The organism is Streptomyces sp. NPDC003635 (genome assembly GCF_053587635.1).
On sequence record NZ_JBSFOK010000028.1, the window covers coordinates 82833 to 109004 of the forward strand.

Annotated in this window: 22 protein-coding genes and 1 pseudogene; 14 read left to right on the plus strand and 9 right to left on the minus strand. The window is 69.2% G+C overall.

Annotation, left to right across the window (positions count from 1 at the left end):
• Positions 1 to 18 precede the first annotated feature (18 nt).
• The 3 genes from ACWDRW_RS24885 to ACWDRW_RS24895 form a co-directional block, all read right to left on the minus strand.
• The gene (locus ACWDRW_RS24885; RefSeq protein ID WP_451726243.1) at positions 19 to 780 is read right to left on the minus strand and encodes a hypothetical protein; all 762 of its coding nucleotides are present in this window, start codon (positions 778 to 780) and stop codon (positions 19 to 21) included.
• A 470-nt stretch (positions 781 to 1250) separates the two neighbouring features.
• Positions 1251 to 1661, minus strand: a complete 411-nt coding sequence (locus ACWDRW_RS24890; protein ID WP_451726244.1) for a hypothetical protein — start codon at positions 1659 to 1661, stop codon at positions 1251 to 1253.
• A 196-nt stretch (positions 1662 to 1857) separates the two neighbouring features.
• Positions 1858 to 2859: an ArsR/SmtB family transcription factor gene (locus ACWDRW_RS24895; RefSeq protein ID WP_451726245.1), complete on the minus strand. Its 1002-nt coding sequence runs from the start codon at positions 2857 to 2859 to the stop codon at positions 1858 to 1860.
• Positions 2860 to 3438: 579 nt separating this feature from the next.
• Between ACWDRW_RS24895 and ACWDRW_RS24900 the strand changes: the two genes are divergently transcribed.
• On the plus strand, positions 3439 to 4281 hold the full coding sequence (locus tag ACWDRW_RS24900; RefSeq protein ID WP_451726246.1) for a hypothetical protein: 843 nt from the start codon (positions 3439 to 3441) through the stop codon (positions 4279 to 4281).
• On the opposite strand, the gene ACWDRW_RS24905 is transcribed toward ACWDRW_RS24900, so the two are convergent.
• Positions 4271 to 5062: an MBL fold metallo-hydrolase gene (locus tag ACWDRW_RS24905; protein WP_451726247.1), complete on the minus strand. Its 792-nt coding sequence runs from the start codon at positions 5060 to 5062 to the stop codon at positions 4271 to 4273. The two genes, ACWDRW_RS24900 and ACWDRW_RS24905, sit on opposite strands and share 11 nt — an antisense overlap.
• Before the next feature lie 311 nt (positions 5063 to 5373).
• Here ACWDRW_RS24905 and ACWDRW_RS24910 point away from each other — a divergent pair, with 311 nt between their 5' ends.
• Positions 5374 to 6435: a transposase gene (locus tag ACWDRW_RS24910; protein ID WP_451726265.1), complete on the plus strand. Its 1062-nt coding sequence runs from the start codon at positions 5374 to 5376 to the stop codon at positions 6433 to 6435.
• 36 nt (positions 6436 to 6471) lie between these two features.
• Here ACWDRW_RS24910 and ACWDRW_RS24915 read toward each other — a convergent pair whose 3' ends face one another.
• Genes ACWDRW_RS24915 through ACWDRW_RS24925 form a run of 3 tightly spaced genes read right to left on the minus strand, consistent with a single transcriptional unit; the run spans position 6472 to position 9002 of the window.
• Positions 6472 to 7266, minus strand: a complete 795-nt coding sequence (locus tag ACWDRW_RS24915; protein WP_451726248.1) for an alpha/beta hydrolase — start codon at positions 7264 to 7266, stop codon at positions 6472 to 6474.
• An 11-nt stretch (positions 7267 to 7277) separates the two neighbouring features.
• Positions 7278 to 8117, minus strand: a complete 840-nt coding sequence (locus ACWDRW_RS24920; protein ID WP_451726249.1) for an alpha/beta fold hydrolase — start codon at positions 8115 to 8117, stop codon at positions 7278 to 7280.
• A 60-nt stretch (positions 8118 to 8177) separates the two neighbouring features.
• On the minus strand, positions 8178 to 9002 hold the full coding sequence (locus tag ACWDRW_RS24925) for an alpha/beta fold hydrolase (RefSeq protein ID WP_451726250.1): 825 nt from the start codon (positions 9000 to 9002) through the stop codon (positions 8178 to 8180).
• Positions 9003 to 9233: 231 nt separating this feature from the next.
• On the opposite strand from ACWDRW_RS24925, the gene ACWDRW_RS24930 reads away from it, so the two are divergent.
• Positions 9234 to 10289, plus strand: coding sequence for a helix-turn-helix domain-containing protein (locus tag ACWDRW_RS24930; protein WP_451726251.1), 1056 nt, complete (start codon positions 9234 to 9236; stop codon positions 10287 to 10289).
• A gap of 252 nt (positions 10290 to 10541) precedes the next feature.
• Here the strand turns inward: ACWDRW_RS24930 and ACWDRW_RS24935 are convergent.
• Positions 10542 to 10847, minus strand: a pseudogene (locus ACWDRW_RS24935) (IS701 family transposase); the annotation flags it as partial.
• Here ACWDRW_RS24935 and ACWDRW_RS24940 point away from each other — a divergent pair.
• The 9 genes from ACWDRW_RS24940 (at position 10768) to ACWDRW_RS24980 (ending at position 22898) form a co-directional block, all read left to right on the plus strand.
• Positions 10768 to 11013, plus strand: a complete 246-nt coding sequence (locus ACWDRW_RS24940; RefSeq protein ID WP_451726266.1) for a hypothetical protein — start codon at positions 10768 to 10770, stop codon at positions 11011 to 11013. The pseudogene ACWDRW_RS24935 and the gene ACWDRW_RS24940 overlap by 80 nt on opposite strands.
• An 87-nt stretch (positions 11014 to 11100) precedes the next feature.
• Positions 11101 to 12015 carry an alpha/beta hydrolase family protein gene (locus ACWDRW_RS24945; RefSeq protein ID WP_451726252.1) on the plus strand — a complete coding sequence of 305 codons (915 nt, stop codon included), beginning with the start codon at positions 11101 to 11103 and terminating at the stop codon, positions 12013 to 12015.
• Between the two features lie 1418 nt (positions 12016 to 13433).
• Entirely contained in the window at positions 13434 to 14792 is a 1359-nt protein-coding gene (locus ACWDRW_RS24950) for an ABC transporter substrate-binding protein (RefSeq protein WP_451726253.1), read from the plus strand.
• Between the two features lie 63 nt (positions 14793 to 14855).
• Positions 14856 to 15767, plus strand: a complete 912-nt coding sequence (locus ACWDRW_RS24955; protein ID WP_451726254.1) for a carbohydrate ABC transporter permease — start codon at positions 14856 to 14858, stop codon at positions 15765 to 15767.
• Positions 15764 to 16663 (plus strand): carbohydrate ABC transporter permease, encoded by a 900-nt coding sequence (locus ACWDRW_RS24960; protein WP_451726255.1) that lies wholly within the window; start codon positions 15764 to 15766, stop codon positions 16661 to 16663. The genes ACWDRW_RS24955 and ACWDRW_RS24960 overlap by 4 nt, the downstream gene beginning before the upstream one ends.
• The gene (locus tag ACWDRW_RS24965) at positions 16660 to 18693 is read left to right on the plus strand and encodes a beta-galactosidase (RefSeq protein WP_451726256.1); all 2034 of its coding nucleotides are present in this window, start codon (positions 16660 to 16662) and stop codon (positions 18691 to 18693) included. The genes ACWDRW_RS24960 and ACWDRW_RS24965 overlap by 4 nt, the downstream gene beginning before the upstream one ends.
• A gap of 41 nt (positions 18694 to 18734) precedes the next feature.
• The gene (locus tag ACWDRW_RS24970) at positions 18735 to 20897 is read left to right on the plus strand and encodes an alpha-galactosidase (protein ID WP_451726257.1); all 2163 of its coding nucleotides are present in this window, start codon (positions 18735 to 18737) and stop codon (positions 20895 to 20897) included.
• Between the two features lie 102 nt (positions 20898 to 20999).
• Positions 21000 to 21992 (plus strand): LacI family DNA-binding transcriptional regulator, encoded by a 993-nt coding sequence (locus ACWDRW_RS24975; RefSeq protein WP_451726258.1) that lies wholly within the window; start codon positions 21000 to 21002, stop codon positions 21990 to 21992.
• Positions 21993 to 22595: 603 nt separating this feature from the next.
• A complete protein-coding gene (locus ACWDRW_RS24980; protein WP_451726259.1) occupies positions 22596 to 22898 on the plus strand; it encodes a hypothetical protein in 303 nt (100 codons plus the stop codon).
• 416 nt (positions 22899 to 23314) lie between these two features.
• On the opposite strand, the gene ACWDRW_RS24985 is transcribed toward ACWDRW_RS24980, so the two are convergent.
• Positions 23315 to 23782, minus strand: a complete 468-nt coding sequence (locus ACWDRW_RS24985) for a hypothetical protein (RefSeq protein ID WP_451726260.1) — start codon at positions 23780 to 23782, stop codon at positions 23315 to 23317.
• A gap of 1179 nt (positions 23783 to 24961) precedes the next feature.
• Here ACWDRW_RS24985 and ACWDRW_RS24990 point away from each other — a divergent pair.
• A complete protein-coding gene (locus ACWDRW_RS24990; protein WP_451726261.1) occupies positions 24962 to 25153 on the plus strand; it encodes a hypothetical protein in 192 nt (63 codons plus the stop codon).
• Positions 25146 to 26024: a sigma-70 family RNA polymerase sigma factor gene (locus tag ACWDRW_RS24995; protein WP_451726262.1), complete on the plus strand. Its 879-nt coding sequence runs from the start codon at positions 25146 to 25148 to the stop codon at positions 26022 to 26024. Before ACWDRW_RS24990 ends, ACWDRW_RS24995 begins: the two co-directional genes overlap by 8 nt.
• Positions 26025 to 26172 lie beyond the last annotated feature (148 nt).

The following is a 26172-nucleotide window of genomic DNA, read 5'->3' on the forward strand; positions in this document are numbered from 1 at the left end:
CGACGAGTCAGGCGCGGACTACCTCGCCTGACCGAACCCTTCGGGCAGGACGCCCATCCCGGCCGGTGTCCGGGTCGCGCAGCCGTCCGGCAACTGCCGGCACAGCAGATGCGCGTCGCGCATCCCGGTCAGATACGAGGCTTCCGCGATGTCCTGGACCTTGGAGCGGGTCTCCGCCTTGGTGTCGGAGATCGTCCACAGAAGGCCGCCCCAGACACACGCCGCCGCCAGCACGATCCCGACGAGCCAGCGCCGGACGGCCCTGGTCGCCCACGGCTCGACCCGGAGTTCGCCGCTCAGCGAATGGCGCGGCGTCACCACCGGGTCGGGGCCGTCCAGCAGCAACTTGTAGGTGATCCGCTGACCCTTGTGGATCACGTGCGGCCGGACGTACAGGGTGTCGTGGGTGAAGTCCGCGGGCGGGACCCGTCGGTGGTCCCCGGTTCCCTCGTCCAGCTTGGCGACGATGCGTGACCCGAGCGCGAACTCGACGGGCCTGTCGTTGAAATGGGCCGCCTCGAACTCGCAGTGCCCCACGTTGTTCAGCTTGAGGGTCATGGTGTGCGGGTTCCTGAGCTGTTCCCTTCCCCGGTACACGGACACGTCGCTCACCCCGCCCGTCAGGAGCGGGGTGATCTCGAAGGAGTACTCGGCCCTGCGCCGTGGCACGTTGGCTCGGTACCCCCAGTAGATCGCGGCGATCCCCACCACCACAGCGGCGATCGCCCCGACCGCCCCCGCCGCATCGGTCACGTCACTGGCCCAAGTCACGCTGGTCATGGTGGGTTTATAGCAGCGGCCGATGACCAGGTCGCCCGTTTCTGGGGTAATAGGTCCCCTTGGGCATCCCTGCGGTGCCAGGATGCTGGTCATGGAGAACGGGATGCCCGACAGTGACCTTGAGGCGCGTGCGGGGCGCTCCGCGGACGGTGTCGCGATCGCCGCCGTCAATCGCATTCGACGGTGGCTGGAGCAGGGGGCTGTGATCGTCGCCGAGGACGCGTCGGGTGTCCTGGATACGGCGGCGTCGAGTACACGTTCTTCGAGCAGGGTTTCCTGACCATGGTGATGGTCGCGCCGGGCGCTCGTCGGCGATGTATCGGCGCGTCTGCTCCGAGCCCTCGAAGCCGCCTGCGCTGCAGAGTGCTTCGTCCGGCGACGGGATCAGCTTCCGGGGCGGCGCGTGCCGTTCCGCCCCGGGGCCGGGTATGTGTGTCGGCGCAAGGTCACTTATCGAGTGGTCGGAGTGGTCAGGGCCGGTAGAACGCCTCGCAATCGAGTGGGAACGCGCTGGCGTCGTCAAGGCAGACGACGACGGACGCGGCCCCGCCGGGCACATCTGCGGGGACTGGCGGGAAGTCGTTGAGCGAGTACGTCACGTCGCACTTGGTACTGGTGCTCCTGGCGCCGAGGAGGTCACCTGAGGCGTCGTAGGTGCCGACCCACGCCCTGCGGCAGCCGACGGCCCGGAGTGCTCCGTCGATCCCGACCGACCGGTTGTACCAGGTCAGAGTGCCGCTGACGTAGCTGGCGCCATACGAGACGCCGGTGATGGGCGTGGTCGGGTAGGCCGTTGTCTGCGCGCCCGCGGTCGGCGCTCCCAGTACGGTGGCCGCGGTCAGAACGGCGGCGCCGACGGCGGTGGCGAGTGGGGTCTTCAAGTGGTCCTCCAGAACGGGACGCGTCGGTTGTCGCCTCACATCCTGGGCAGGTCGACCTTCCGCTGCCCATCCTTTAAGCCACCGCTTAAAAGGGCTGCCAGGGCGGTGGATGTGGCAATACCTCACACCCTTCGGTGTGCTTGTTCGGTGGTGGGTGACAGGGGTGGCGCCGTTCGTTCGCGGCATCCTCGCGCTGTCACGGTCGCGTCGAGGCACCGGTCCACAGCAGAGCCGTCCCGAGCGGGGTGATGAGGTGGAGTACGGAGCCGCCGCGGCGGCTGGTGGTAATGAGACCCGTGTCGCGCAGTACGGTCGCGTGCTGGCTGGCTGCGGCGGCCGTGACGTTGAGGCGGCGGGCGAGTTCGCTCGTCGTGCAGCCTTCCGCCGTCACTCGCAGGGCGGCGGCTCGGGTGCGGCCGAGCAGGGACTCCAGGCTCCGGACGGTCGCTCCGTCCGATTCCGCCGCTCCGGTGCCGGTCAGTGGCCGGCGGAGGGCCGGGATGGTCAGGCGGGGTGGCTGAGCGGTGTCGAGCGGGTCCCACAGGAAACTCACCGGGTGTTTCGAGAAGACCGTGGGCGTGATGATGAGTCCCCGCCCCTGCAGGTGCACATCGACTCGGCGCGGGTAGGGGGCTTCGAGCACCGGCGGACGCCAGCGGACCAGTGGTGCACAGATCGAGCGCAGCAGGAGATCGACGCCTCCCTCCAGCACCAGGTTCGCGCCACGGGTGGACAGCGCGACCAGTTCGGACCGTCCTCTGTCCCAGTAGGGCTCCACGGTCAGTCGGTGGCAGGCGCGCAGCGCCTTGGCCAACTCCCGCAGCGCGTCTCGGTCGCCCTCCGCCACCCGTTTGGCCCACGGCAGTTGTCCGGGACGGTAGTCAAGGCACTCGATCTCGCGGCGCAGCTGGGACACCGGGGCGTGCAGCAGATTGTCCACGGCGTGGTCCAGAGAGGGCACGTCGCCCGTCAGGGCCAGCAGATCAAGTCCGGGACCGCGCGTCGGAATGAGGGACGTCAAGGGGCGGGTGTCGGCCCCCGTCCTGCCCGCGACCGCCGAGCGCCAGGTCTGGAGGTGCGTAGGCACCCGGTTGCCTCTCAGCAGCTCTAGGCTGTAGTAGACCTCGGCCGCGACGCCGATGGTCGCGGCCACCCGGGTCCTGGCGAGGTCTGCCGCGGTGAAGTGAACACGTAACACCTGCCGGTCTCCTGCCGCCGAGGGGGAGTGCGTGGACGCTCCCTCAGCCTGCCCCGCCGCGTACCGCCCATTCGGGCGTCGAGGCGCAGGACCCGTTCATCGGCCTCATGTTCGAGCCGGTGAACGCCAGCGGCCGCATCGGCTGATGTTGGGGGCGTGCACTTCGGCTTCGAGTGCGACAGGCCGACCAAGCGTCGCCGCAGGCAGGGGGTGGCGGCGAGTTCAACGAGGGCATGGAGGGACGTTGACCTGGAGAAACAGGAAGGCAAGGTGTACTGCGCGTCGTCCTGGACACGTTCTCGCGACGCGTGGTGGGCTGGTCGATCGACGCCTCGCCCACTGCGGCCCTGACCACCAACGCCCTGGCCATGGCTATCGGCAACTTCCCGCGGCCGTGCGGCACCATCATCCCTTCCGGCCACGGAGTGCAGTTCGGGTCCTGGGCGTTCACCCAGCGCGCTGAAGTCGCTCTGTTCCTGCCTGTACCGCACGCGGTGCTGTTTCGAGGGGGTGAGAGCCTTGCCGGCTCCAATCAGGCGCTGCTTCCCGTGACTGCTGTCCGCGATGGCCCACTGCGGAGTGGTCCTGTCGCAGTGTCAGGTCGCCGACAGAAGCAACGAAATCCCCTCCTTCGCACCGCTGTTGAGCGGTGCCGACCTCGGCCATGCCGTGATCACGGCGGACGGCCTGGACACCCAGCACGGCCACGGCACCTGGCTGCGCTCGCGAGGAGCCCCCTGCATCGCCGTCGTGAGGAACCACCCCGGCCTGTTCGACCACGTCCGCACCCTGCCCTGGCGTGAGATCACGCTCGATCACTACGAGCGCACCCGGGCCCACCACCGCGACGAGATCCGTCGGCTGAAGACCGCCGCGTTCGCCCACCTCGGCTACCCCGACGCCCGGCAGGCCCTCCAAGCCGTGGGCTGGGGACGAGACTTCGGCTCGGGCAACCTGTCCATCGAACGTGTCTACCTGATCTCCAGCCTGCCGCCCGGCTCGGCCACCGGCGCTCAGCTCGCGTCCTGGATCAGAGGGCAGGGGGGGAAGAAGCTCCTCCACCACGTCCGTGACCGGACCTTTCGCGAGGACGACTCCAGAATCCGTACCGCTCAACTTCCGCGGACGTTGGCCAGTCTCCGTAATCTGGCTATCGGCCTGCACAGACAAAACGGCCAGAAGAACATCGCAGCCGCCCTCCGGCACACGGCCGCGACTACCGCCAGCCCCTGGCCTACTCGGCCTCACCTGATGGAACCGGACAAGATCACTTCACGCCGAGGCCTGGAGTGCTGGCGGTACGAATTCACCGTTCCTGCTTGTGATTTTCTCGTGATCTGCCGACGGCGGGCAAGTTCGTCGTGGTGTCGTTGCGGGTGCGGGGGTTCGTCGGGTTGTGGCACGACACGGATCAGGCACTGATGTCCGTGGCGGATCCGGTGGGTAGCCAGCGGAAGCGGTTGCGGATGTCGGCGGGCGCGCGGGCGAGTTCGTGCTCGATGGCGTCGCGGCCTTCATGGAAGTGGTGCCAGCCCTCGTAGTGGACGGGGATGGCGGTGCGGGGTAGCAGCAGACGGCACAGGTGCACGCCCTGCGCGGCGGTCATCGTGTAGCGGACCGGTCCGGTGATCGGGAAGCGCACGCCGCCAACGTGCAGCAGCGCGGTGCCCACGGTCAGGCGCCGGGCTACCTCCCGTACGCCGCGGTACAGAACAGTGTCTCCGGATATCCACAGTACGCCGTGCTGCTGGCCTTCCCAGGCGAGAGCGAAGCCGGTGACCTGCCCGGTCAGAGGCCGGGACAGGGGCGGGCCGTGGCGGGCCGGAGTGGCGGTGACGGTGAGGGTGGGGCGATGTGGGCCGTGCAGGCGGTGCACGGTCCACGGGGCGAGGCCGTGGGCTCCCCGGCCGAGGCGGCGGGCGCCGGCCGGGGTGGTCAGGACGTTCTGGGCGGTGCGCAGGACATGGCGTCCGGTGCGGTCCAGGTTGTCGCCGTGCTGGTCGTGGCTGAGCAAGACGGCGTCGATCGGGGGCAGGTCGGAGATGGCGAGGGCAGGCCCGGCGGACTTGTGGGAGGCGGTGCCCCAGCCGAAGGTGTAGCGCTGTCCGGGCGGGTCAAAAGTGGGATCGGTCAACAGCCGCCAGCCACCCGTCTCGATGAGGGTGGTCGGGCCGCCGATGTGGGTGATACGCAGGTCGCTCATGCGAAGGCTCCCTTGCCCGGGATCGGGCGGGAGGGTGCCCGCCCGGGCCCAGTGTGTGCCGCGGGCGGGGTCAGTAGTCCGGTCGCCTGACGGCGACATTCTGTGTGCGTGAAGATCGGTGCGTGGTCGTCCGGCGGATCGTCGTCTCGCCCTGGGGCGTTCCGAGCCCGTCGGTCAGTAGGACGCTAGGGGCCACCGACAGGCACCCTGCGGATGTGTTGCTCCGAGCACGTGAATCAGACTTCCGCCTGCCGGACCCCTGCCGGACGATCGCGCGCTCGCGGCCGACGACCGAAGGGGATGCCGACGGGATGGAAGTGATCCACGAGCGCTGCGCGGGGATCGACTTCAGCAAGGTCGACGTGAAGGTCTGCATCCGCGTCCCGAGCAGTGCCGGCAACCGGCGCCGCAGTGAGGTGCGGACGTTCTCCGCGATGACGTTCGTTCTGCCGACGATGCGGGACTGGCTGCTCGCCGAGCCCGTCAGCGTGGTCCGTACCGGGGCCACCTGCGTGTACTGGAAGGCCGTGTTCTATCTGATGGAGCACGAGTTGGTGTGCTGGCTGCTCAACGCCCGCCCCATGAAGTCGGTGCACGGCCGCAAGTCGGCCACCGTCTCCAACAGCCTGGGCGTCTCCGGCCGGGCCATGCGCGAAGCCCTTATGGCCGGTGAACGCGGCCCCCACGCACTCGCGGACCTGGCCAAGGGCAGCATGCGCCGCACGACCGACGCCCTCGTCGAGGAGGTCCTGACCGGCAACTTGACCGCCCATCACGCCTTCCTGGCCCGGGCGATGCTGGACCGCATCGACGCCTGCACCGTCACCGAGGCCCGTCTGAGCGAACATATCGAGGTGATGCTGCAGCAGCCCGTTCGCCGCCGGATCGAACTGCTCGTGACCATCCCCGGCGTCGAGGCCCGCGCGGCACAAGTGATCCTCGCGGAGAGCGGTGACGACATCGGCCGTTTCCCCCGCGCGGCCGACCTGGCCTTTCGGGCCGGCGTCTGTCCGGACTATCACCAGTCCGGCGGCCGGACGGGCAGCGGCAAGACCCGGCACGGCGACCCCTGCTTGAAGGCAGCCCTCGGCCAGGCCGCCGTCTCCGCGCCGCGCACCAAGGACACCTATCTCGCCGCCCGCTGCCGGCGCATCGTCGCCCGCCGCGGGAGCGAGAAACGCGCGCTGGTCGCGCTGGAACACTCGATCCTGATCGTGGTCTGGCACGTGTTCACCCACGACACCGAACACGCCGATGTGACCGGCCAGTACTTCATCGAACGCACTGGCCGGGCCAGGCGGCCCCGACGCCTGGTGAGCCAGCTCAGCCAACTCGGCGATCAAGCGACACTCCAAGCAGAAGCTGCTGCCTGACCAGCGGCTGCAGACACGGGACGGGGGATTCTCGCATCAGGCGTGGGCGAGGGCCCAGTCCAGGGCGTAGTCGGCAACCTCTTCCCAGCCGTCCTGGGCGGGCATCAGATGGGAGCGGCCGGGGAACACCGTGACTTCGGTGACGGTGCCCTCGGCCTTGTAGTGCTTGGCGTTGGACTGCTGCACCTTGGGCGGCATGAGGTGGTCGCTGTCACCCGAACAGAACAGCAACGGCGCCCTGCCGGTGTTGTGGTAGTCGACGTGGGTGTCGGTGGGGCCGGGGTGGATGTTGGCCAGGGCACTGCCCCAGACGATGCTGCCGGGGGCGGGGATGTGGTAGCGCTCGTAGGTGGCGCGGGCCTGGTCTTCGGGGAAGGTGTTGGTGAAGGCGTAGCGCCAGTGGTTGTAGTCGAAGCCGACGGCGCGGTGGCGGTTGGCCGGATTCTTCAGCACCGGGAAGGTGGAGCGGATCTGGGACAGCGGTACGACGGCCACGCCTTCGGTGGGCGCGGAGTTGATCGCCACTCCGGCGGCGCCCAGGCCGTGGTCGAGCAGGATCTGGGTGAACGCGCCGCCGGCGGAGTGCCCCATGATGATCGGCGGCCGGTCCAGCTCGGTGATGACCTTCTCCAGGCTGGCGACGATGGCGGGGACGGTCACGGTCTCGATCGGGGTCGGGTCTGCGTTGAGGGACTCGACCTCCGCCTCGAAGCCGGGGTAGGGCGGGGCGATGACCCTGAAGCCCTTGTCCTGGTAGTGGGCGATCCAGCCTTCCCAGGCGCGCGGTGTCACCCAGAAGCCGTGGACTAGAACGATGGTGTCGGGTTGCATCGGTGTGCTCCTCAGCGAGTGGCCTGGTGGGCAGCGAGGATCTGGCGGACCACGATGTCGGGGCGGGACATCATCACGACGTGGGAGGCGCCCTTGACCTCGACGGTGCGGCTGTGGGCGCGCTCGGCCATGTAGCGCTGCACGGCGGCCGGGATGACGTTGTCCGCGGTGGGGATGACATACCAGGACGGCAGGTTCTTCCAGGCCGGTGTGCCGCTGGGGCCGGCCAAACCGCCCACGCTGCCGGGACGTTGCGCGGCCGCCATCAGCCGGGTCTGGGAGGAGGGCAGGTCGGCGGCGAATACCTCGCGGAACTTCGCCGGGTCGATGTAACCGTCCGTGCCGGTGCTGCCGTCCTCCAGCGGGTAGTCGCGGGTGATCAGGGCGTCCGGAAGCTTGCTGCCGGGGAACTTGCCGGCCAGTTGCAGCGCGCTCTCGCCCTGGTCGGGCGCGAACGCGGCGACGTAGACGAGGGCCTTGACGTTTGCGTGGCCGCGGGCGGCATTGGTGATGACCTCGCCGCCGTAGGAGTGGCCGACCAGGATGACCGGGCCGTCGATGCTGTCGAGGATGCTGGAGACGTAGGCCGAGTCGCCGCTCAGGTCGCGCAACGGGTTGGCGGCGGCGATGACCGGGTAGCCGGCCTTCTGCAGGGTGGCGGTGGTCTGGTACCAGCCGGAGGCGTCGGCGAATACGCCGTGGACGAGGACGACGGTCGGCTTGGGGCCGCTCGTGTGCGCCGTGGTGGCGGAGACGGGGGCGACCGCGCCGCCCACGCCGGCCACGAGTGCGGCGGCGAGCAGGCACGCGCTGACGGTACGGCGGCGAGGCCGCGGATCACTGAAGCTCATGCGGTGGCTCCTGTGCTCGGGCGTGCCCGGAGGGTGGCCGGGGACGCGGACGTTGTTCCGTCAGGAATTGAGGAACTCCAGCAGGTCGGCGTTGAGCTGCTCTTTGTGGGTGTCGGTGATGCCGTGTGGGGCGCCGGGGTAGACCTTCAGCGTCGCGTTCTTGATGCGGGCAGCGGACGCCTTGCCTCCGACCTCGAAGGGCACGACCTGGTCGTCGTCGCCGTGGATGACCAGCGTGGGTACGTCGATGGCATCGAGGTCGGTGCGGAAGTCGGTGGCGGAGAAGGCCGCGATGCACTCGTAGGCGCCCCGGTGCCCAGCCTGCAGGCCCTGGCGCCAGAACGCCTCCCGGATGCCGGGGGAGACCTCGGCGCCGGTCCGGTTGTTGCCGAAGAACGGCCCGTCGGCCAGGTCGTGGTAGAGCTGGGAGCGGTCGGCGAGGGAGTCGGCGCGGAGGGCGTCGAAGGTCTCGATCGGGACGCCGCCGGGGTTGTCGTCGGTCTTGAGCATGAATGGCGGGACTGCGGAGACGAGCACGATCTGGGCGAGCCGGGCGGTGCCGTGGCGGCCGACGTAGCGGGCGACCTCGCCGCCGCCGGTGGAGAAGCCGACCAGGGTGGCGTCACGCAGGTCGAGGGTGTCGATGAGGGTGGCCAGGTCGTCGGCGTAGGTGTTCATCTCGTTGCCGTTCCACGTCTGGGTGGAGCGGCCGTGGCCGCGCCGGTCGTGCGCGATGACGCGGTAGCCGTGGGTGGCCAGGAACAGCTGCTGGGCCTCCCAGCTGTCGGAGTTCAGCGGCCAGCCATGGCTGAGGACGACAGGACGGCCCGTTCCCCAGTCTTTGTAGTAGATCTGGGCGTCGTCGAATGCGGTGACGAAGGGCATGGGCTTCTCCCAACCGGTGACCGGGGCGCCGCAGAACCCGCCCTTTCCGCCTCACCCCGTAGTTGTGAAGGACGTGTGCGGGAGCTTGGCACGGGCATCGACAGGCGGCTTTACCCTGCCTGCCAGAGCCTGTCCCCTGCGTGCCAAGGCCAGGCCGCACCCACATGCGCATCTGCTGCGCCGCGCGTCACGGGAGACGCGTGCACATGCCTGTGTTGCGTACACGCATCTTTGCCCGCAAAGCTTTACACGGCGGACACTTACGTCCTAGGCGGCGACCTGGCGCTGCCCGGCGCGGGAGGCATCGTGCTCGTCCTCGACACAGACGATCTCTCAGTCGGTGACCGGATCGCGGCCTTCGAGGCGGTGGCCGCCGGTGAAGGCGGCGTCTCCTCCGTCCACGAGGAGGAGACCGAGGATGCGGTCTGGAAACGAGTCGAACTCTGGCACCTCGGCCCGGTGACGCTCTTCCACACCCAGGGCACAGGGATGCGCATCTCCCGCTCGCTCCGCCAGGCCCGGCGCGATGCGATGGATACCGTCGCGATCAACATTCACCGCCAGGGAGCCGGCGGTTTCGCCTGGGCCGACCATCGCCAGCGCATCGGCCCGAACAGCGCGACCATGCACCACATGCCCGCCGGGTACGAGTACTGGTGGTCCGGCCTCGGCAGCACGCTGGCCCTGATGTTCAGCACCGAACGCCTCAGCCTGCCCGAGGAGACGATCCGCACATCCATCCCGACGCTCGAGCACAGCCCCCTCGGACGGCTGCTCATCCACCACGTGCTCGGCGTCCACCGCATCGCCGACCAGATCAACAGGGGGCCCGAAGCCGACGCCCTGGCCTCCGCCACCATGGAACTCGTTCGAGCCTGGGTGGTGTCGGTCGCCGGCGACGACCCCACCCGCCGGGCCGTCGCAAGGGAAACCCTCCTCACCCGAGTTTTGGCCTACGCCCGTGCCCATCTGAGGGAACCCGACCTCACGCCCCAGCGGATCGCCTGGGCGCACAACACCTCCGTGCGGACGCTGTACCGCTTGTGTGACGACGGCGGAGTCAGTCTCGAGAAGTGGATCATCCGTCGCCGTCTCGAGGGTGCCCGCGCCGACCTCGCGGCCCCCGCACACGCGCACCGCACGATCGACACCATCGCCCGCAGCTGGGGCTTCACCAACCCCGCCTTCTTCTCCCGCCGCTTCCGACAGACCTACGGCACCACCCCCAGCCAATGGCGAAAGCTCTCCGAGCAGGGCCGACTCCTGTCCCCGCCGGACGATCTCTGACCACATCCCAGGGCATGCCATGAAGCGGACGAATCCACTGCATGCCATGCCCCTGGCTCGGCCCTCCTGGGTCTGCGACCCTGTTCACCTTGAGCTGGGCGCACCGGTCTTGGATACCGACACAGTCCGCCGAGCCCGCGAGGGAACGTCGGCAGACGCACCGAGGTGAACGCGTCCTCGCGACGGATGATGTCGCGGGTGAGCCTGCGCCGGCCGATGCGCTGCCGCATCTGCGTACTGTGCCGGATCCGGCTCGGGTCGGCGATGTACACGGCCTACTGGCCGCGGTCTGACCCAGTGGCGGCGGTCGGGCCGGTGCCAGGGCCCGACCTCGAGGCGTGCCCAGTCGTACATCCGCAGGCCATGCGCCCCTGTGCCGCAGGAGCGGCGCTTCCATTTATGCCGGGCAAGACCGTTGAAGAGGTCGTGGACGGGATGGTCGATCGCCCAGCGGGCGACCACGGTGTCGTGGCGGGTGGTGGCCACGACGTGGAAGACGTCTGTCCGCTCCGGTTCCGACCGCCAGCCTTTGCTGAACCCGGAGGCGGGCGCGGCGGACGTCGTCGCCGTGCGGGCCTGCCTCGCCGTACCCGTCGTGCCGCCCCTGCCTCGCAAGCGCCAGACCGTCGCCGACCTAGCACAGCGATGGGTGGCACGTGACGTCGTGCAGATCCTGCCGGACCGCGAAAGCGCAGGCAAACGCTACTCCGTGTCAATTATTTGATGGCCCGTCAGTTCTTCCCCCTATGTTGTCATGCACGCGTCATGGTGCTTCATTCGGGGAACACCCCCCAACCCGAGGAGGCTCGCGATGACTCGTCCCGCATTGCGCTCCATCGTTTACTGCATGCTGCTCCTGGCCTTGGCCCTGAGCGCCATCCGCCCGGCACACGCCACCACCGCCGACCCCGCCGCTCCTGGCCCGCATGCCGTCGCCTACAGGGACGTCACGGTCTCCGCCGCCGGTCGCTCCTACTCCGCCCGCGTCTGGTATCCGGGCACCACCGGCGGTGCTGACGCGCCTGTCGCCGCTGGCCGGCATCCCGCACTCTCCTTCGGCCATGGCTTCCTGCAGAACATCTCCAAGTACGAATCCCTCCTTCGCCACTGGGCCTCCTGGGGCCTGATCGCCGTGGCCCCCAAGACACAGGGAGGGCTGCTGCCCAGCCACTCGGCGTTCGCTGACGATCTCAACGCGGGACTCACCTGGCTGACCGCGCAGAGCGCAACGCCAGGCACCCACTTCGCCAACGCCGTGGATACCGGCCATCTCGCGGTGTCGGGCCACTCGATGGGCGGAGGAGCGGCTCTCCTCGCCGCCTCACGCAACCCCTCCATCACGACCGTGACCACCCTGGCGGCGGCGGAAACCAACCCCTCGGCCGTGGCGGCCTCCTCGGCGCTGACTGTTCCCGTCCAGTACGTGGCCGGTAGCCGGGACAGCGTCGCCGGAGTCGAGCAGCACCAGCGCAGGATGTACACGTCCAAGCCGTCCGCCACCCAGCTGCGCATCATCGCCGGCGGCTTCCACTGCGGCTTCACCGACAGCGGTGGCCTCGGATGCGACAGTGGCGCCATCTCGCGGGCGGAACAGCAACGTCTCACGCGCGCCATAACCACGGCGTGGCTCCTCTACACGCTCGATGTCGACCCCTCGCTGCGCGATCTCGTCTGGGGGGACGCCGCCCAGAACATGCCCGGCGTCAGCTACGAGGCCAAACCCTGACGGGTTGACGCCGCACCACCGTCCCCGGCCGTCGCGCTGTAGTCAACGGGAGAATCAGACATGCTCGATTCCCCTCCGCTTCGACGGTAGTGCGAGGGTGAACGGCATCCCCCTGAACTGCCCAGACGTAGGCGGCAGGTGAGGCGTCAGGGCCCGCACCGGGGGAGGTAAACGATTTCGCTCCGAAGGAACTCCAAGAGGGCCAGGGACCGGAGGAGACCCCGGCCGTGACGTGCCTTGGGCGACGTGTGCCCGGCGGCGGGGAGCGATGCTCCGCGTTCCCCGCCGACCATCGCTGCCGTGGCGGTGAGTGCGCTGAACGGGGTCGGTGCGCATCGGTCGTCGTCGACGCCACGAGCGAGATCGCGACCAGCCTGCGGAGCGCCACGTTCGGACGGTGCCGATGTGTTCGACGTGCCCGTCCTGGGCGAAGTGTGCTTGCACGGCGGGAGTGTCGAGGAGCCGGGCCGCGTAGCCGGGTCCGGCGCGCACCCCGACGTCTTGGTGGTGAAGCGGTTCGCCGCAGGAAGTGCGGATGACTTCGGTCTGGCTGTGGTGGCCGCAGGAGGTGTGGAGCCTGACCACGGGATGCCGTCGTCGTCGGCGAGCCACCGGTCACACCAGGCGTTGATCGCGGCGAATACGCCCGTCCCTGCGGGTGCAGGTACTCGTGACGGGCCGGCTCGCTCCGGCAGGGGTGGCGCAGCAACAGGCGACTCGAATACCCAGGTCACGACTGCTGTCTCGCCGCTATTGCAGATGCACTGCGCGGCCTTTCGGCGACCTGGCTGCCAGCGACTGCAACGAGAGCGGGGCAGGCGGGTCAGCGGCCGTGGAGGCTTCATCGACTCGCTGGGCATCGCGCGCAGCACCTCACCGACCGGCTCCGGGGCCTGGAGAAACGCGGCGACTGCCACGGCCGGCGAGAGCCTTGCACGGTGAGTTGCCGGATCAACCCCCGCTCGGCAATCAGGAGGGAACCCGCACACCGCGTTCCCGGGCGCCCGCCACGCCTGACCCTCCGCCTCCGCCAAGTAGGTCCAGGCGGAGGCGGAGAGTCTGCCCGAGGGGGGATTGGCGCGCAGACCCCGCCAGGACGTTGCCGTGCTGAACGCCCTGTCCCGGCTGGGGAAACCGCGCCCTCGGTGTGCGGCCAGCACTCGCTCCTGGCGCGCTCGCACACCGTAGCGTAATCGATTCCGCGTGACGAGCAGTTCCAGCATCTGCTCGGGCAGGCTCACCAAAATGCCAGGTCAGAAGGGTATTAGTTGCCATGCGGCAGGTTTCGGGGCGGTCACGAAGACGCGGCAAGTGCTGCGAATGGTCCTTGCGCTGTTGACTTTTGTGGATTCTTGTTATCTCGTTTGCCCACTGCTTCGTCGGAGCGGACGGAGCGGACTCGGGACAAGGAGCTACCCATGGCGATGCGTGATCGCATTTCACTGGCCAGACGCTGCATGCTGGGCGCAACGGTCCTGGCCCTGACCGCGGTGACCGCCTGCGGCTCAGGCGGTGGCGACGAGGCGGGCGGAGCGGACGGTCAAGCGTGCAAGCCCGCGTCGGGCAAGGTCACGTTGGACTACTGGTCCTGGGTCCCGGGCATGCAGAAGGCCGTTGACGTCTGGAACGAGGAAAACCCGGACATCCAGGTCAAGCTGAAGACGACCCCCTCGGGCAACGCCGGTACGTACCAGAACATGTCCAACGCCCTCAAGGCCGGAAAGGCCCCCGACCTCGGGCAGGTCGAGTACGACTCCCTGGCGAGCTTCCGGCTCAAGGAGGGCCTGACGGACATCTCCTCCTGCCCCGGTGTCGAGGATGCCGGTGACAAGTTCGTCGACTGGACCTGGTCGCAGGTGGAGTTCGGCGCCGACGGCAAGGACGGCGTGTGGGCGGTGCCCCAGGACACGGGTCCCATGGCCCTGTTCTACCGCAAGGACATATACGACAAGATGGGAATGAAGGCGCCCGCCACCTGGGACGAGTACGCGGAGCAGGCCCGCAAGCTCAAGCAGGAGGGCAAGTACATCACCCACTTCTCCCAGACCGACCCGAACTGGTTCACCGGTCTGCTGTGGCAGAACGAAGCCACCATGTTCGAGCGGGACGGCGACACCTGGAAGGTCACCGTCGACCGGCCCGAGAGCCGTCAGGTCGCCGACTACTGGCAGAAGCTGATCGACGACAAGCTCGTCGCCACGGACCTGCAGGGATTCTCCCCGGCGCTGTACAAGGCATGGAACACCGGCGAGGTGGTCACCTGGGTCAGCGCCGCCTGGGGCTACAGCACCATCCGCGACAACGCCAAGTCCACCGAGGGCAAGTGGGCGGTGGCCCCGATGCCGCAGTGGGAGGAAGGCGGCCGGCAGGCGGGCAACTGGGGTGGTTCCACCACGACGGTGATGGCCGGCACCAGGTACCCGGCCGAGGCCGCCAAGTTCGCCCTGTGGCTGAACACAGACCCTGAGGCGCTGGAGATCCTCAACCGCGAGGGCGGCCTCTACCCGGCGGCCGAGGCCGGCCTGGAACTGCCCGCGCTGCAGCAGCCGGTCGACTTCTACGGCAAGCAGAAGGTCTTCGACGTCTTCGCCGAGGCATCGGCTCAGGTGGACACCGGCTTCACCTGGGGCCCCACGATGACGGACACCTACCGCTTCCTCAGCGACGGCACGGCGAACACCGTCGCCGGCAAGACGACCCTCGGTGACGTGCTCAAGGACACCGGCGCCCAGAGCGTGGAGTCACTGCGCAAGCAGTCGCTCGACGTTGCCGAGTAGTCGGTCCCTTTCTGCCCTCCCCGCCGTCCCCGGACGGCGGGGACAGCACCTCTAAGGCTGCCCGTGACATCCACCACCGCACCCGCACCGGCCCGACGCCGACCCCGCCGGACCCTCGCGCCCTACGCCTTCCTCGCCCCCTTCCTCATCCCGTTTGTGCTGTTCACGCTCGTCCCGGTCGGTTACGCCTTCTGGCAGAGCCTGCACAAGACCGAACGCACGGGCGGCACCTTCGGCAGGACCCAGAGCGTCTTCGCCGGATTCGAGCAGTACGGGCGGGTTCTGCAGCAGGACTACTTCACCGAGAGCCTGCTGCGCGTTCTCGGCTTCGCCCTCGTGCAGATCCCCCTGATGCTGCTGCTGTCCCTGGTCCTCGCACTGCTGCTCGACTCCGCGGTCGCCCGCGCCAAGAAGTTCTTCCGGCTCGTCTACTTCGTGCCGTACGGCATCCCCGGCGTCGTGGCTGCGCTGATGTGGGCGTTTTTGTACGACCCGCGTCTGTCGCCGGTGGTGGACCTGCTGGAGTCGGCCGGCATGCAGGTCGACCTGCTCGGCCCGGACGCGATCCTGTGGTCCATCGCCAACGTCGTCACCTGGACGTACACCGGCTACAACATGCTCATCATCTACGCCGCCCTCCAGGCCGTGCCCGCCGACATCGGCGAGGCGGCCCGGGTGGACGGGGCGAGCGGCTGGACCATCGCCCTGCGCATCAAGATTCCGATCATCCGCCCGGCTCTGATCCTCACCGGGGTCTTCTCCATCATCGGAACCTTCCAGCTCTTCACCGAGCCGCAGGTCTTCCGGGGCATATCCACCAGCGTGACGAGCACCTACACCCCGAACATCGCCGCCTACTCGCTCGCCTCCGGCGACAGTTACAGCGAGGCCGCAGCCCTGTCGGTCGTCCTCGCGCTCGTCACCTTCGTCCTGTCGTTCGCGTTCCTGCGCTTCACCTCCAGGAGGCAGGGATGAGCTTTCTCACCCGCACCGAGGGGGCCCACGCCGCCCCCGCCACCGCCGGCCCACGGCCGCTCACCAGGGTGTCCACCGTCGTCGCCGTGACCTTCATGGCCGGTATCGCCTGCTACATGCTGCTGCCCGTCTACTGGCTGCTGGTGTCGTCGACCAAAAGCCAGGGCGACCTCGTCACCACCCCAGGCTTCCTGCCCGCCGAATGGCACCTCGGCGACAACCTCAGCGCGCTCTTCGCCCAGCAGGACGGCGTCTACGCCCGCTGGCTGCTCAACAGCCTCCTCTACGCGGGAGCCGGAGCAGCGGTGGCCACCCTGCTGGCCGCGGCAGCCGGATACGCGCTCGCCAAGTACACCTTCCGCGGACGCGAGGCGGTCTTCTCCGTTGTCCTCGGCGGCGTCCTCGTCCCGGCCACCGCGCTCGCCCTGCCGCTGTTCCTGATGTTCGCCGAACTCGACGCCACCAACACCTTCTGGTCGGTCTTCCTGCCCAGCATCGTCAGCCCGTTCGGCGTCTACCTCTCCCGGATCTTCGCCGCCGCCTCCGTACCCGACGAGGTGATGGAAGCGGCCCGTATGGACGGTGCGAGCGAGTTCCGCATCTTCCGCACCATCGCGGTGCGCCTGATGGCCCCCGCCCTGGTGACCATCTTCCTGTTCCAGTTCGTCGTCATCTGGAACAACTTCCTGCTGCCTCTGATCATGCTGCAGGACGAGCGTCTCTACCCCGTCACCCTTGGCCTGTTCACCTGGCAGTCGCAGACCAGCCGTCTGCCCGAACTGCAGACCCTCACCATCATCGGCGCCCTGATCTCGGTCGTGCCCATCGTGTTGACCTTCCTCCTCCTACAGCGCTACTGGCGCGCCGGACTTGCCGCTGGAGCCGTGAAATCGTGAACCACCCCCTCTCCGACCTGACCCGCTTTCTGGGCGGAGTCGCCTACGGCGGCGACTACAACCCTGAGCAGTGGCCGCGCGAGGTCTGGCGCGAGGACGTCCGCCTGATGCGCGAAGCGGGCGTCAACCTCGTCACCGTCGGCGTCTTCTCCTGGTCCCGCATCCAGCCGCGGCCCGACACGTACGACTGGAGCCTGCACGACGAGGTGCTCGAGCTCCTGCACGCCGGCGGCATCGCCGTGGACCTCGCCACGCCCACCGCCGCACCGCCTCCGTGGTTCACCCGCCGACACCCCGACGCCCGGCCGGTCACCGCCTCCGGTACCCCCCTGGCCCACGGCAGCAGACAAGTCTTCTGCCCCAGCAGTCCCGCCTACGCGCAGGCCGCGGACGCCCTGGTCACGGAACTCGCCGCACGCTACGGCGACCACCCCGCCGTCGCCCTGTGGCACGTGCACAACGAGTGGGGCAACCACAACGCCCTGTGCTACTGCGACACCAGCGCCGACGCCTTCCGCGTCTGGCTGCAGGAGCGGTACAAGACCCTCGAGGCGGTCAACGACGCCTGGGGTACCGACTTCTGGAGCCAGCGCTATGGCGACTGGGACGAGATCGACCCGCCCCGGGACACCACCGCCTTCCGCAACCCGGGCCAGGAACTGGACTACCGCCGCTTCTCCTCGGACGCCCTGCTCGCCCGGCACCACGCCGAGGCGGCCATCCTGCGCCGGATCTCGCCGCAGGTGCCGCTCACCACGAACGTGATGGGCACGCTGGAGAAGAAGGTCGACGGATACGCCTTCGCCGCCGCGTGTGACCTGGTCTCGGTCGACCACTACCTCCCGGCAGCCGACCCCGACGCCCACATTGATGTGGCGCTCAACGCCGACCTCGCCCGCGGTATGGCCCAGGGTCGGCCCTGGCTGCTGATGGAGCACTCCACCTCCGCCGTCAACTGGCAGGGCGTCAACGTGGCCAAGCAGCCCGGCGAGATGCGCCGCAACAGCCTGACCCACTTGGCGCGAGGCGCGGACGGACTGATGTTCTTCCAGTGGCGGCAGTCCCGCGCAGGCGCCGAGAAGTGGCACTCCGCGATGGTCCCGCACGCCGGCACCGAGGGGAGGGTATGGAAGGAGGTCGCGTCACTGGGAGCCGAGCTCGGAGCGCTGGCGGAAGTCACCGGCAGCCGCGTGCGCGGGGAGGTGGCCATGGTGTTCGACTGGCACTCCTGGTGGGCTCTGGAACTGCAGGCCCGGCCCTCGGACCGGATGCGCTACCTGGACGCGGTGCGCGACTGGTACGAAGCGCTATGGACGCTGAACATCACCTGCGACCTCCTTCCGCCCGGCGCCGACCTCAGCGGCTACCGTGCGGTCCTCGCACCCAGCGTGTACCTGCTGACCGACAACGATGCCGACAACCTCACCCGGTACGTGCACCAGGGCGGGCACCTCGCCGTCGGCTGCTTCAGCGGCGTCGTGGACGAGTACGACCGGGTACGTCTGGGCGGTCACCCCGGCGCGCTGCGCGAGGTGCTCGGTCTGGTCGTGGACGAGTACCTGCCGCTTCGCCCGAACGACGTGGCCTTGCTCGAGGACGCCACCGAGGTCCGGGAGTGGGCCGAGCGGGTCGAACCCCGCGGCTGCACCACTTTGCTGAGCTTCGCGGACACCGCCGAGGGCGGCCCGGCCCGCGGCGGACCTGCCGTCACCCGCCACGCCTTCGGTAGAGGCACCGGGTGGTACACGGCCGCCCGTCTGCCGGTCCCGGCCCTGCGCGAGCTGCTGCGGGCGATGTGCGCGGAAGCCGGCGCGGTCCCCACCGCGACAGCCCCGGCAGGCGTGGAGGCGGTACGCCGGAGGGGAGCGGACCACGCGTACCTCTTCCTGATCAACCACAACCAGCAGACGGCCCGTGTCCCCGTCACCGGTACCGGCCTCGCCGGCGCCGAGATCGCCGAGGGCACGGCGGTGGTGCCGCCCGGGGGAGTGGTGGTGGTCCGCGAGGACTGCCGGCTTCCTGCCGCCTGACCTGCTGTCACGCCCGAGACAACACCCGTAAGGAGCACCCCGTGACGACCGAGCAGGCCACTGCGGGCCCCACGGTGCAGATCGACGAGGCATCCGGCACCGTCCTGCTGCGTACCGCGCACAGCGCCTACGTCCTGAAGGTGGACCGTGACGCGGGAACGGTGCGCAGCGTCCACTGGGGTGCTCCGCTGCCTCTCGCCGACGCTGTGGTGCTGCCCGCCTGGTCAGAGCACGACAACAGCTTCGCCGGACGTTTGGACGGAGCCGAGGAGTACCCGGTCGAGGGCGGTGCCCGCTTCGGCGTGCCCGCACTGGAGGTCCGCTTCGCCGACGGCTCCAGCTCTCTCGAAGCGGTGGTGGAGGATGTGGTCGTGCCGTCGGCCGACCAGGTGGTCATCCGGCTGCGGGACCGCACCCGGCCCCTGGCCTGGCACCTGCACTACCAGGTGCCCGCGGGCGGCGACGTCCTGCTGCGGTGGACGGAGTTCCAGCACACGGGCAGCGACGACGCGGGAGACATTCTGCTGTTGAGGTATTCCTCCGCCCACTGGCCGCTGCCGCAGCGGTCGGACTGGCGCCTCGGGTCCGTGCACGGTGGCTGGGCCGCGGAAGGGCACCTGCAACGGTCCAGGCTGCCGGTCGGCGAGACGGTGATGGGCAGTCGGCGCGGCCACACCGGCCACCACGCCAACCCGTGGGTGGCGCTGGACGCCGGGGACGCGGGTGAGGAGCACGGCGATACCTGGGTCGTCGCACTCGCCACCAGCGGCAGCTGGCGCATCACCGCCCAGCGCACTGCCGCCGGCCGGACGGGCGTGATGGCGGGGGAGGGCCACGAGGGCATCGAACTGCGCCTCACGCCAGGCGACAGCCACCGCACTGCGCCCAGTCTCGCGCTGTACACCGCGCACGGCTTCGGGGCGGCCAGCAGGTCCTTCCACCGGCACCTGCGGACCCACGTCCTGCCGCATCCACAGCAGCTTCGACCGGTCCTCTACAACTCCTGGGAGGCCACCTCGTTCGAGGTGAGCGAAGCGGGCCAGCTGGCCCTGGCCCGCCGTGCCGCCGCCGTGGGTGCCGAACTGTTCGTACTCGACGACGGCTGGTTCCGCGGCCGTGACGACGACACCGCCGGCCTGGGCGACTGGACGCCGCACCCCGATCGCTTCCCGCGCGGCCTGCGCCCGCTCGCCGACGAGGTGCATCGCCTCGGCATGGCCTTCGGCTTGTGGGTGGAGCCCGAAATGGTCAACGCCGACAGCGACCTGTACCGCAGACATCCCGAGTGGGTCCTTCACCTGCCCGACCGCGCCCCCACCGAGCTGCGCAACCAGCTCGTCCTGGACTTTTCCCGCCCGGACGTGACCGAGTGGGCCCTCGCCTGGCTGGGCGAGGTCGTGGCCGAGAACGCGGTCGACTTCCTCAAGTGGGACTTCAACAGATCTTTCACCGAAGCGGGCACACTCGGGGCCGGGCCGGACGCCCGGCGCGTCCACGTGCAGCATGCACGCGGCCTGTACAGGGTGCTGGACCGGCTGCGCACGCAGTTCCCGCGCCTGCGGATCGAGGCCTGCGCCGGCGGCGGCGGCCGGGTCGACCCGGGCATCCTCGCCTACACCGACCAGGTATGGACGTCCGACAACACCGACGCGGTGGACCGCCTGACCCTCCAGCACGGCTTCAGCCAGCTCTACCCTGCCGGCGTCATGTCCGCCTGGGTGACCGACAGCCCCAACCCGCTCACCGGCCGGGTCGTCCCGCTGCGGTTCCGCTTCCACAGCGCCATGGCGGGCGTCCTCGGCATCGGCGGGGACCTGACGCGCTGGAGCGAGGCCGAACTCGCCGAGGCGAGGCACCTGATCCTGATGTACAAGGACATCCGGCCCGTCGTCCAGCACGGTGAGCAGTTCCGCCTCCTGGCCCCCGACGAGGGTCCGCTCACGGCCGTGCAGTACCTCAGTGAGGACGGCCACCGCGCCGTCGTACTGATCTGGCGGCCCACGACCTCCTTCGGACCGTCGTGGCCACCGTTGCGGCTGCGCGGGCTGGACACAGGATCCCGCTACCGGGACGAGGACACCGGAGCCGAATGGTCGGGGGCGACCCTGATGAGCTACGGGCTGCCTCTGCCCGACCTGCCGCCGGGCGACTGCGCGAGCGTGCTGGTCCGCCTGCGCCGCGTGAACGGGCCCCATGCGAGCTGAGGAGGTCACTTCACGGAGGGGCACGATCGCTCCGCCGTAGAGAGCGCTCTCTGCGCAGCGTGGGACGTGAAGTAGGGTGATCCGCAGAAGGGAGCGTGAGCTGTGCGAGAGCGGGTCACCATGGCCGATGTCGCGCGTGCGGCCGGGGTATCGTCCGCCACTGTCTCCTATGTGCTCTCCGGCAAGCGGCCAGTGGCCCCCGAGACCCGGGCCGCGGTGGAAGCGGCCATTGCCGAACTGGACTTCACCGTCAACGCCACGGCCCGCAGCCTGCGCACCGGCCGGTCCAGCCTCGTGGCACTGATCGTGCCCGACATCGCCAACCCCTTCTTCGCGCAACTCGCAGCCACGCTCCAAGAGGAACTGCGCGAACTCGGGCTGCATGTCGTGGTCTGCAACACCCGCGCACGCCGGGACGAGGAGCAAGCCCTCCTGGCAGAGGCTGTCCAGCAGCGGTTCGCCGGCGTCATCATCACCCCCTTTCGCCTCAAACCGAAAGACTTCCAGCCCCTCGCCGACGCCCGCATCCCCGTCGTCGTCAGCGCCGACGTCTCCTTCGGCCCGATCGACCTGGTGACCCCCGACGCGCGGGCAGCCACCCGCCGCGCACTGGAACGGGTCGCCTCGGCCCAACGGCGCCGCATCGCCATGATCGCCGGCCCGCGCGACGCCACCGGCGGCGACCCCCGCCTGGAACACCTCCGGTCCCTGGCCCTGCAGTTCGGCATGTCACTTCCGCACGGACTGGTGGTGCGGGGCGAACACACCCGCGAAGCCGGCGCGGCGGGCTTCGGCGAACTGATGAACCGCCAGTACCGTCCCGACGCGGTGTTCTGCGGCAACGACGTCATCGCCGTCGGCGCGATGGACAAGGCGCACGAACTGGGCATCAGCATCCCCGGCGACGTGGCCCTGATCGGCCACGACGACGCCTCCTTCGCCTCCCTGGTGCGCCCCCAGCTGACCACCATCCGCTACCCCGCCACCGAAGTCGGCCGGGCAGCCGCCCGACTCCTCACCGAGCGCCTCAACGGCCGTACGGTCCCCAAGACGGTGCGCGTCACCGCGGAGTTCGTCGCCCGCGCCTCCGTCTGAAAAGGATGCGCACTCGGCGCCACCGCGGGCGTCACGGCCGTTGCGTGAACGGCGGCCCACTGCTGGCCGAGTGCGACCTGTCCCCCCTCCTCGCCGGGAACCCCAGGCCGTACTGGGTGATCTGGCCGGGTTCGTAGGCCACCCGGTCGGCCGGCCGTCGCGGCGCTGCACGACTACGCCGGCCTGCCGGTCAGCGGCGTACTGCCGCCGGAGGCGACTGAGCACAGCTTGGACGACCTGATCGCGGCCGTCCTGCCCGGCTGCGCGCCACAGTGGGGACGCGCAGGATGACCAGAGGACTCACCATTCAAGAACGGGCTGGGGGCGACTTTTCAGAGACTGGCGACTCCGCCGGCTACGTCGGCTGAAAGAGGCAGCAGACGCACCACAGCGCACTGACAGTCTCGCAGGCTGGCGTGGCTGTTCAACCCGGAGTGACGTGCCTGCCGATGAGTGCGCGCAGCGGGGCCGGTCCGATGCTGAAGGCAGCCGGATACGGCAGGCCGGGGCGGGAGGCCCCGGTGGGCCGGGTTTCGGCTACGTCACCCGGTAGCCGCCTTGACCGGCCGCCCGCTCGTTGAAGTCCGCGAAGTCGCTGACCCAATGCCCAACGTCGTCGGGCGCGTCGTCGAGGGGTCGGCGCACCCGATAGCCCCAGCAAGTGACCCTCCGGCGGCCGCGGGGGTGTGCCGCGCCGGTAACCCGCCGCAACGCCGTGAGCTGATGCGCGAGTGCGGCGCGCTGCACCAGTCGTTCGCCGTGCCGCTGGGGGACGCGGAGCAGACCGACCCGCGCCGCTACCTCCCCGTGCCGAAGAACTTCAGCGACGACGACGCGGAGATACGCGTCGACTTGCCGGTGCATCTGCGGTTCTCCCGCGACGGCTGGCTGACGGGCGACTCATAGGCGTCGACAGGCGGGCGAGGCGGACCTGTTCGATCAGCGGGCTCCGGGTGGCTGACGTTCGTCTACGACTGGATCTCCGTTGCGAGTTCGGGGAGCGGCTCCTGTCCGCGCGCGGACGAAGTGCCGGCCCCGGTTGCCGCCCGCCTCTCGGCCTCGTCTTCGTGGCCGGCGCAGCGGTGCATCGGGCGGTCCGTGCTGCCTGACCGACAGAGACGTCGACGTGAGCGTCGTTGAGCCCGAGCCGACCGCACTGGCCTGGAATTCCATCAGCCGGACGGGATCGTCGCTGTGGCGTGCTTCGTCGACGATGCGGTCCACGCGCAGGCTGCTGGCCGGGCGCGATCGGAGCGATCCGCCCCACGCCTGAACGGCGCGCCTCCGCGCCAGATTGTGGCCGCGCTTGCGGATACCGTCCGCTACGACTTGTGTTCAGGGCACGGCAGTTGTGCGTTGATGTCAGCCCTGGTCATGACCTTCCCCGTGTGAGTCATGAATTCCCCGGCGTCAAGGTGGATGTTCCTCAGCCGCGACAGGTCTATCCAGCCGTCCCGTCCGTCGACGGCCTTGCCATTGACCACCTCGAATACGCTGACGTAGAAACCTTCGGGCAGCGCGCCGCGCAGCGGATGTACCTCTTGGGCGAAGGCCGTGTTGTCTCCGATGGCGAACAGGCCCTGTCCCACATCGGGAGACCGTGGACCGGTCGCTTTCCACAGCGTCGTGAAACCGTCGTCGAGTACGGCGATCTCCGCTCCTGTGACGCGGTCGCCCGGGCAGAGCGGATAGGCCACGACGAGACTGCCGTCGGAGGCACGGGCGTAGCCGAAATCGGGGGGGTTAGGCGGCACCACATGACACGCCGTGATCGCGAACGCGACCAGCATCAGCGCGAACGCAGCTCGGCCTCTTATACACGGTCCGTTCATCGGGCGCACTGCGCCTGAGCACAGGATTGATCCCCAAGCGATCGCTGCCGGGGGTGCACCGTTCTCCACATGAGGTACTCCAACGCTACGCAGACACATGGGAGGCACGAGACCATAGGCACCGCAGTGCTGGACGGGGCCGCCGATGCACCCGACGGTACTACGAACCGGAGAACATGAGCGGACTCACCGTGAAGCGCTCCGAGAAGGCGTTTTCACCTCGGCCTTGAGCACTCCTGCCTACTCCACGCATTCCACCACGCCCTGTAGCGCTGCTGCTTCGGCGGATGCTTCTCCCGCCGCCCTCCCTTTGGCCCCACCCGCGCCGATGGAAAGGCAGGCGGTTCGCGCCCATAGCTCACTGAGCTTCTTCAGCGCTGCCGCTCCAGCGTGAGGATGGCCTTGGCGATTGACGTCATGCGGTCCTGTCCGGACTGCGGTCGCGTGTCCGGACGGGTGCGCAGTCGGTATGTCCCCACGTTGGCCGATGCCGCTGTCGGTGGCCGCCCGGTGCTGATCGGACTGTTGGCGCGGGGGTTGTTCTGCGACAGCCCGAAGTGCTCTCGGCGGACATGCGCCGAGCGGGTCAAGAGGCTGACGGTGCGCTGCCGGCGCCGCAGCTCGCTGCTGCAGCACCTGGTGGAGATGGCCCGTGTGTTGCTCGCAGGCCGCGGCGGCGCCCGGCTCCTGCACATCCTGGAGGTGCCGCTGTCACGGACGAGCGTTCTGTTCCACTCGGTGCGCATGCGGCTGCTGTCGGCCGCGACACCGCGAGTGCTGGGCCGTGGACGACTTCGCCCTGTACGCAGACGTCTACGGCACGCTGCTCGTCGATGCCGACACGCGGCTGCCGATCGACTTGTGGGCTGGTCGCGATGATCAGTAAGTGCACAACTGTCCACGCGGCTGGGCGTGTTGATCGGTACGCGGCTTCGTGCACCAGGCCACAGGCCCCCGGAGACGACGTCGTACGACACCCCCTCGACCGGTTGCGCCTGTCCGGGGGCAGCTGCCAGGGGACACCACCAAGATTTTCTCGGTGGCGTGTAAAGAATCCAGCGGCTGTACGTCTCTCGGCATCTGTACGGCCGCCGCTGCTTCACCGTGAGGCGCTGGGCCGCAGACGAAGGAGTTCCGGTGGAGTTGACGGGTGCTGTTGGCGTGGTGCTGCTCGTGATGGGGTTGTTCGCCCCGGCGCTGAGCAAGTTGGTGACGAGCGTTGCGTTCCGTATCCGCGCGGCGGGCAAGGCCGAGATGATCCGTGCGAAGGCCGGGCAGGCGCAGGCGGGAGGCGAGTGCTGGGAGGGGAAACGGGGACGACATGGCTGACCTGGACGGGCCGCAGCATGGAGAGGCGCTGAAGGACCTGGTGGAAGAGCGGTACCAGCTGATGGTCCGCTTCGCTGCGCGGCAGCTGGACAGCCTCGGAGTGCCGCAGTCGGCAGCAGACCCCCAGGACCTCGTGCAGAACGCGCTCTGCTCCGTGCTCAAGCGCAGCGAGCCGATCACCTTCTTACGCCGCTATGTCTACACCTGCGTCCGACACGAGGCCCTCCGCGCTGCCGAGCGCCACGACACGGGCAGGGGGTACGCGTCGCTCGACGCCGACATACGCGCGGAGGACGAGCCAGCGGCGCCGTCCTTCGAGGAGTCGGCCGCACAGCGGCTCGTCATCAAGGAGGCGCTCGCTCATCTGCCGCTCCAGCAGCGGCGGGCCTTCTTCCTGACCCGGGAACTGGGAATGACCCAGGCGCAGGCCGCCAAGGTGCTGGAAACGGCGGGACCAACGGTGGGCGTCCACGCGAGCCGGGCGATCAAAACCCTGCGGGCGGCACTGGTCACCCTGGGCACGTCGCTGGGTGTGGGGGTTGCGTGGGTCACCGGCCAACTGGCGATCGGCGCGCGGCAGGTCAGCCCGGGCTCAGGGCCGCAGACCGACCTGGTCCCGTACGCCGTCACGGGAGGTCTGCTTGTCGGCCTCATTGCGGCCGCATTGGGGCTGCTGCCTTACCTGCCGGAGATTCGCTACGTCTCGCGCACCGGATCGCGTGTCCTCGGGCAGATTCTCGAAGACGGGAGGGAGCCCGACTTTGGCCACGGGATGGGCGGGCCCGGACACGGGATCACCAAGGCGTGGCTCGAGCGGGAGTACGGTCCGTACCAGCGGCGCAAACCCCCTGACGACCGGTCGGGCCGTTAGCCGGCGGCACCCATCGGCGCCCCCTTCGTGCAGGGCGCCCGATGGGTGCCCGGTCATCGAGTCTCTCCTTCGTGGATACCCCCGGCTTCAGCCGGGGGAGGAAACGAAGCTCCTGCGGAGCAGGGCAGGGAAAGCCGGTTCGCCGCCA

What these genes read in the sequence shown, in the direction of transcription:
- ACWDRW_RS24915 (WP_451726248.1), bottom strand. Translation starts at nt 7,266, where the DNA reads ATGCAACCCGACACCATCGTTCTAGTCCACGGCTTCTGGGTGACACCG.
- ACWDRW_RS24920 (WP_451726249.1), bottom strand. Translation starts at nt 8,117, where the DNA reads ATGAGCTTCAGTGATCCGCGGCCTCGCCGCCGTACCGTCAGCGCGTGC.
- ACWDRW_RS24995 (WP_451726262.1), top strand. Translation starts at nt 25,146, where the DNA reads ATGGCTGACCTGGACGGGCCGCAGCATGGAGAGGCGCTGAAGGACCTG.
- ACWDRW_RS24945 (WP_451726252.1), top strand. Translation starts at nt 11,101, where the DNA reads ATGACTCGTCCCGCATTGCGCTCCATCGTTTACTGCATGCTGCTCCTG.
- ACWDRW_RS24985 (WP_451726260.1), bottom strand. Translation starts at nt 23,782, where the DNA reads ATGCTGGTCGCGTTCGCGATCACGGCGTGTCATGTGGTGCCGCCTAAC.
- ACWDRW_RS24910 (WP_451726265.1), top strand. Translation starts at nt 5,374, where the DNA reads ATGGAAGTGATCCACGAGCGCTGCGCGGGGATCGACTTCAGCAAGGTC.
- ACWDRW_RS24885 (WP_451726243.1), bottom strand. Translation starts at nt 780, where the DNA reads ATGACCAGCGTGACTTGGGCCAGTGACGTGACCGATGCGGCGGGGGCG.
- ACWDRW_RS24950 (WP_451726253.1), top strand. Translation starts at nt 13,434, where the DNA reads ATGGCGATGCGTGATCGCATTTCACTGGCCAGACGCTGCATGCTGGGC.
- ACWDRW_RS24960 (WP_451726255.1), top strand. Translation starts at nt 15,764, where the DNA reads ATGAGCTTTCTCACCCGCACCGAGGGGGCCCACGCCGCCCCCGCCACC.
- ACWDRW_RS24980 (WP_451726259.1), top strand. Translation starts at nt 22,596, where the DNA reads ATGCCCAACGTCGTCGGGCGCGTCGTCGAGGGGTCGGCGCACCCGATA.
- ACWDRW_RS24925 (WP_451726250.1), bottom strand. Translation starts at nt 9,002, where the DNA reads ATGCCCTTCGTCACCGCATTCGACGACGCCCAGATCTACTACAAAGAC.
- ACWDRW_RS24905 (WP_451726247.1), bottom strand. Translation starts at nt 5,062, where the DNA reads ATGAGCGACCTGCGTATCACCCACATCGGCGGCCCGACCACCCTCATC.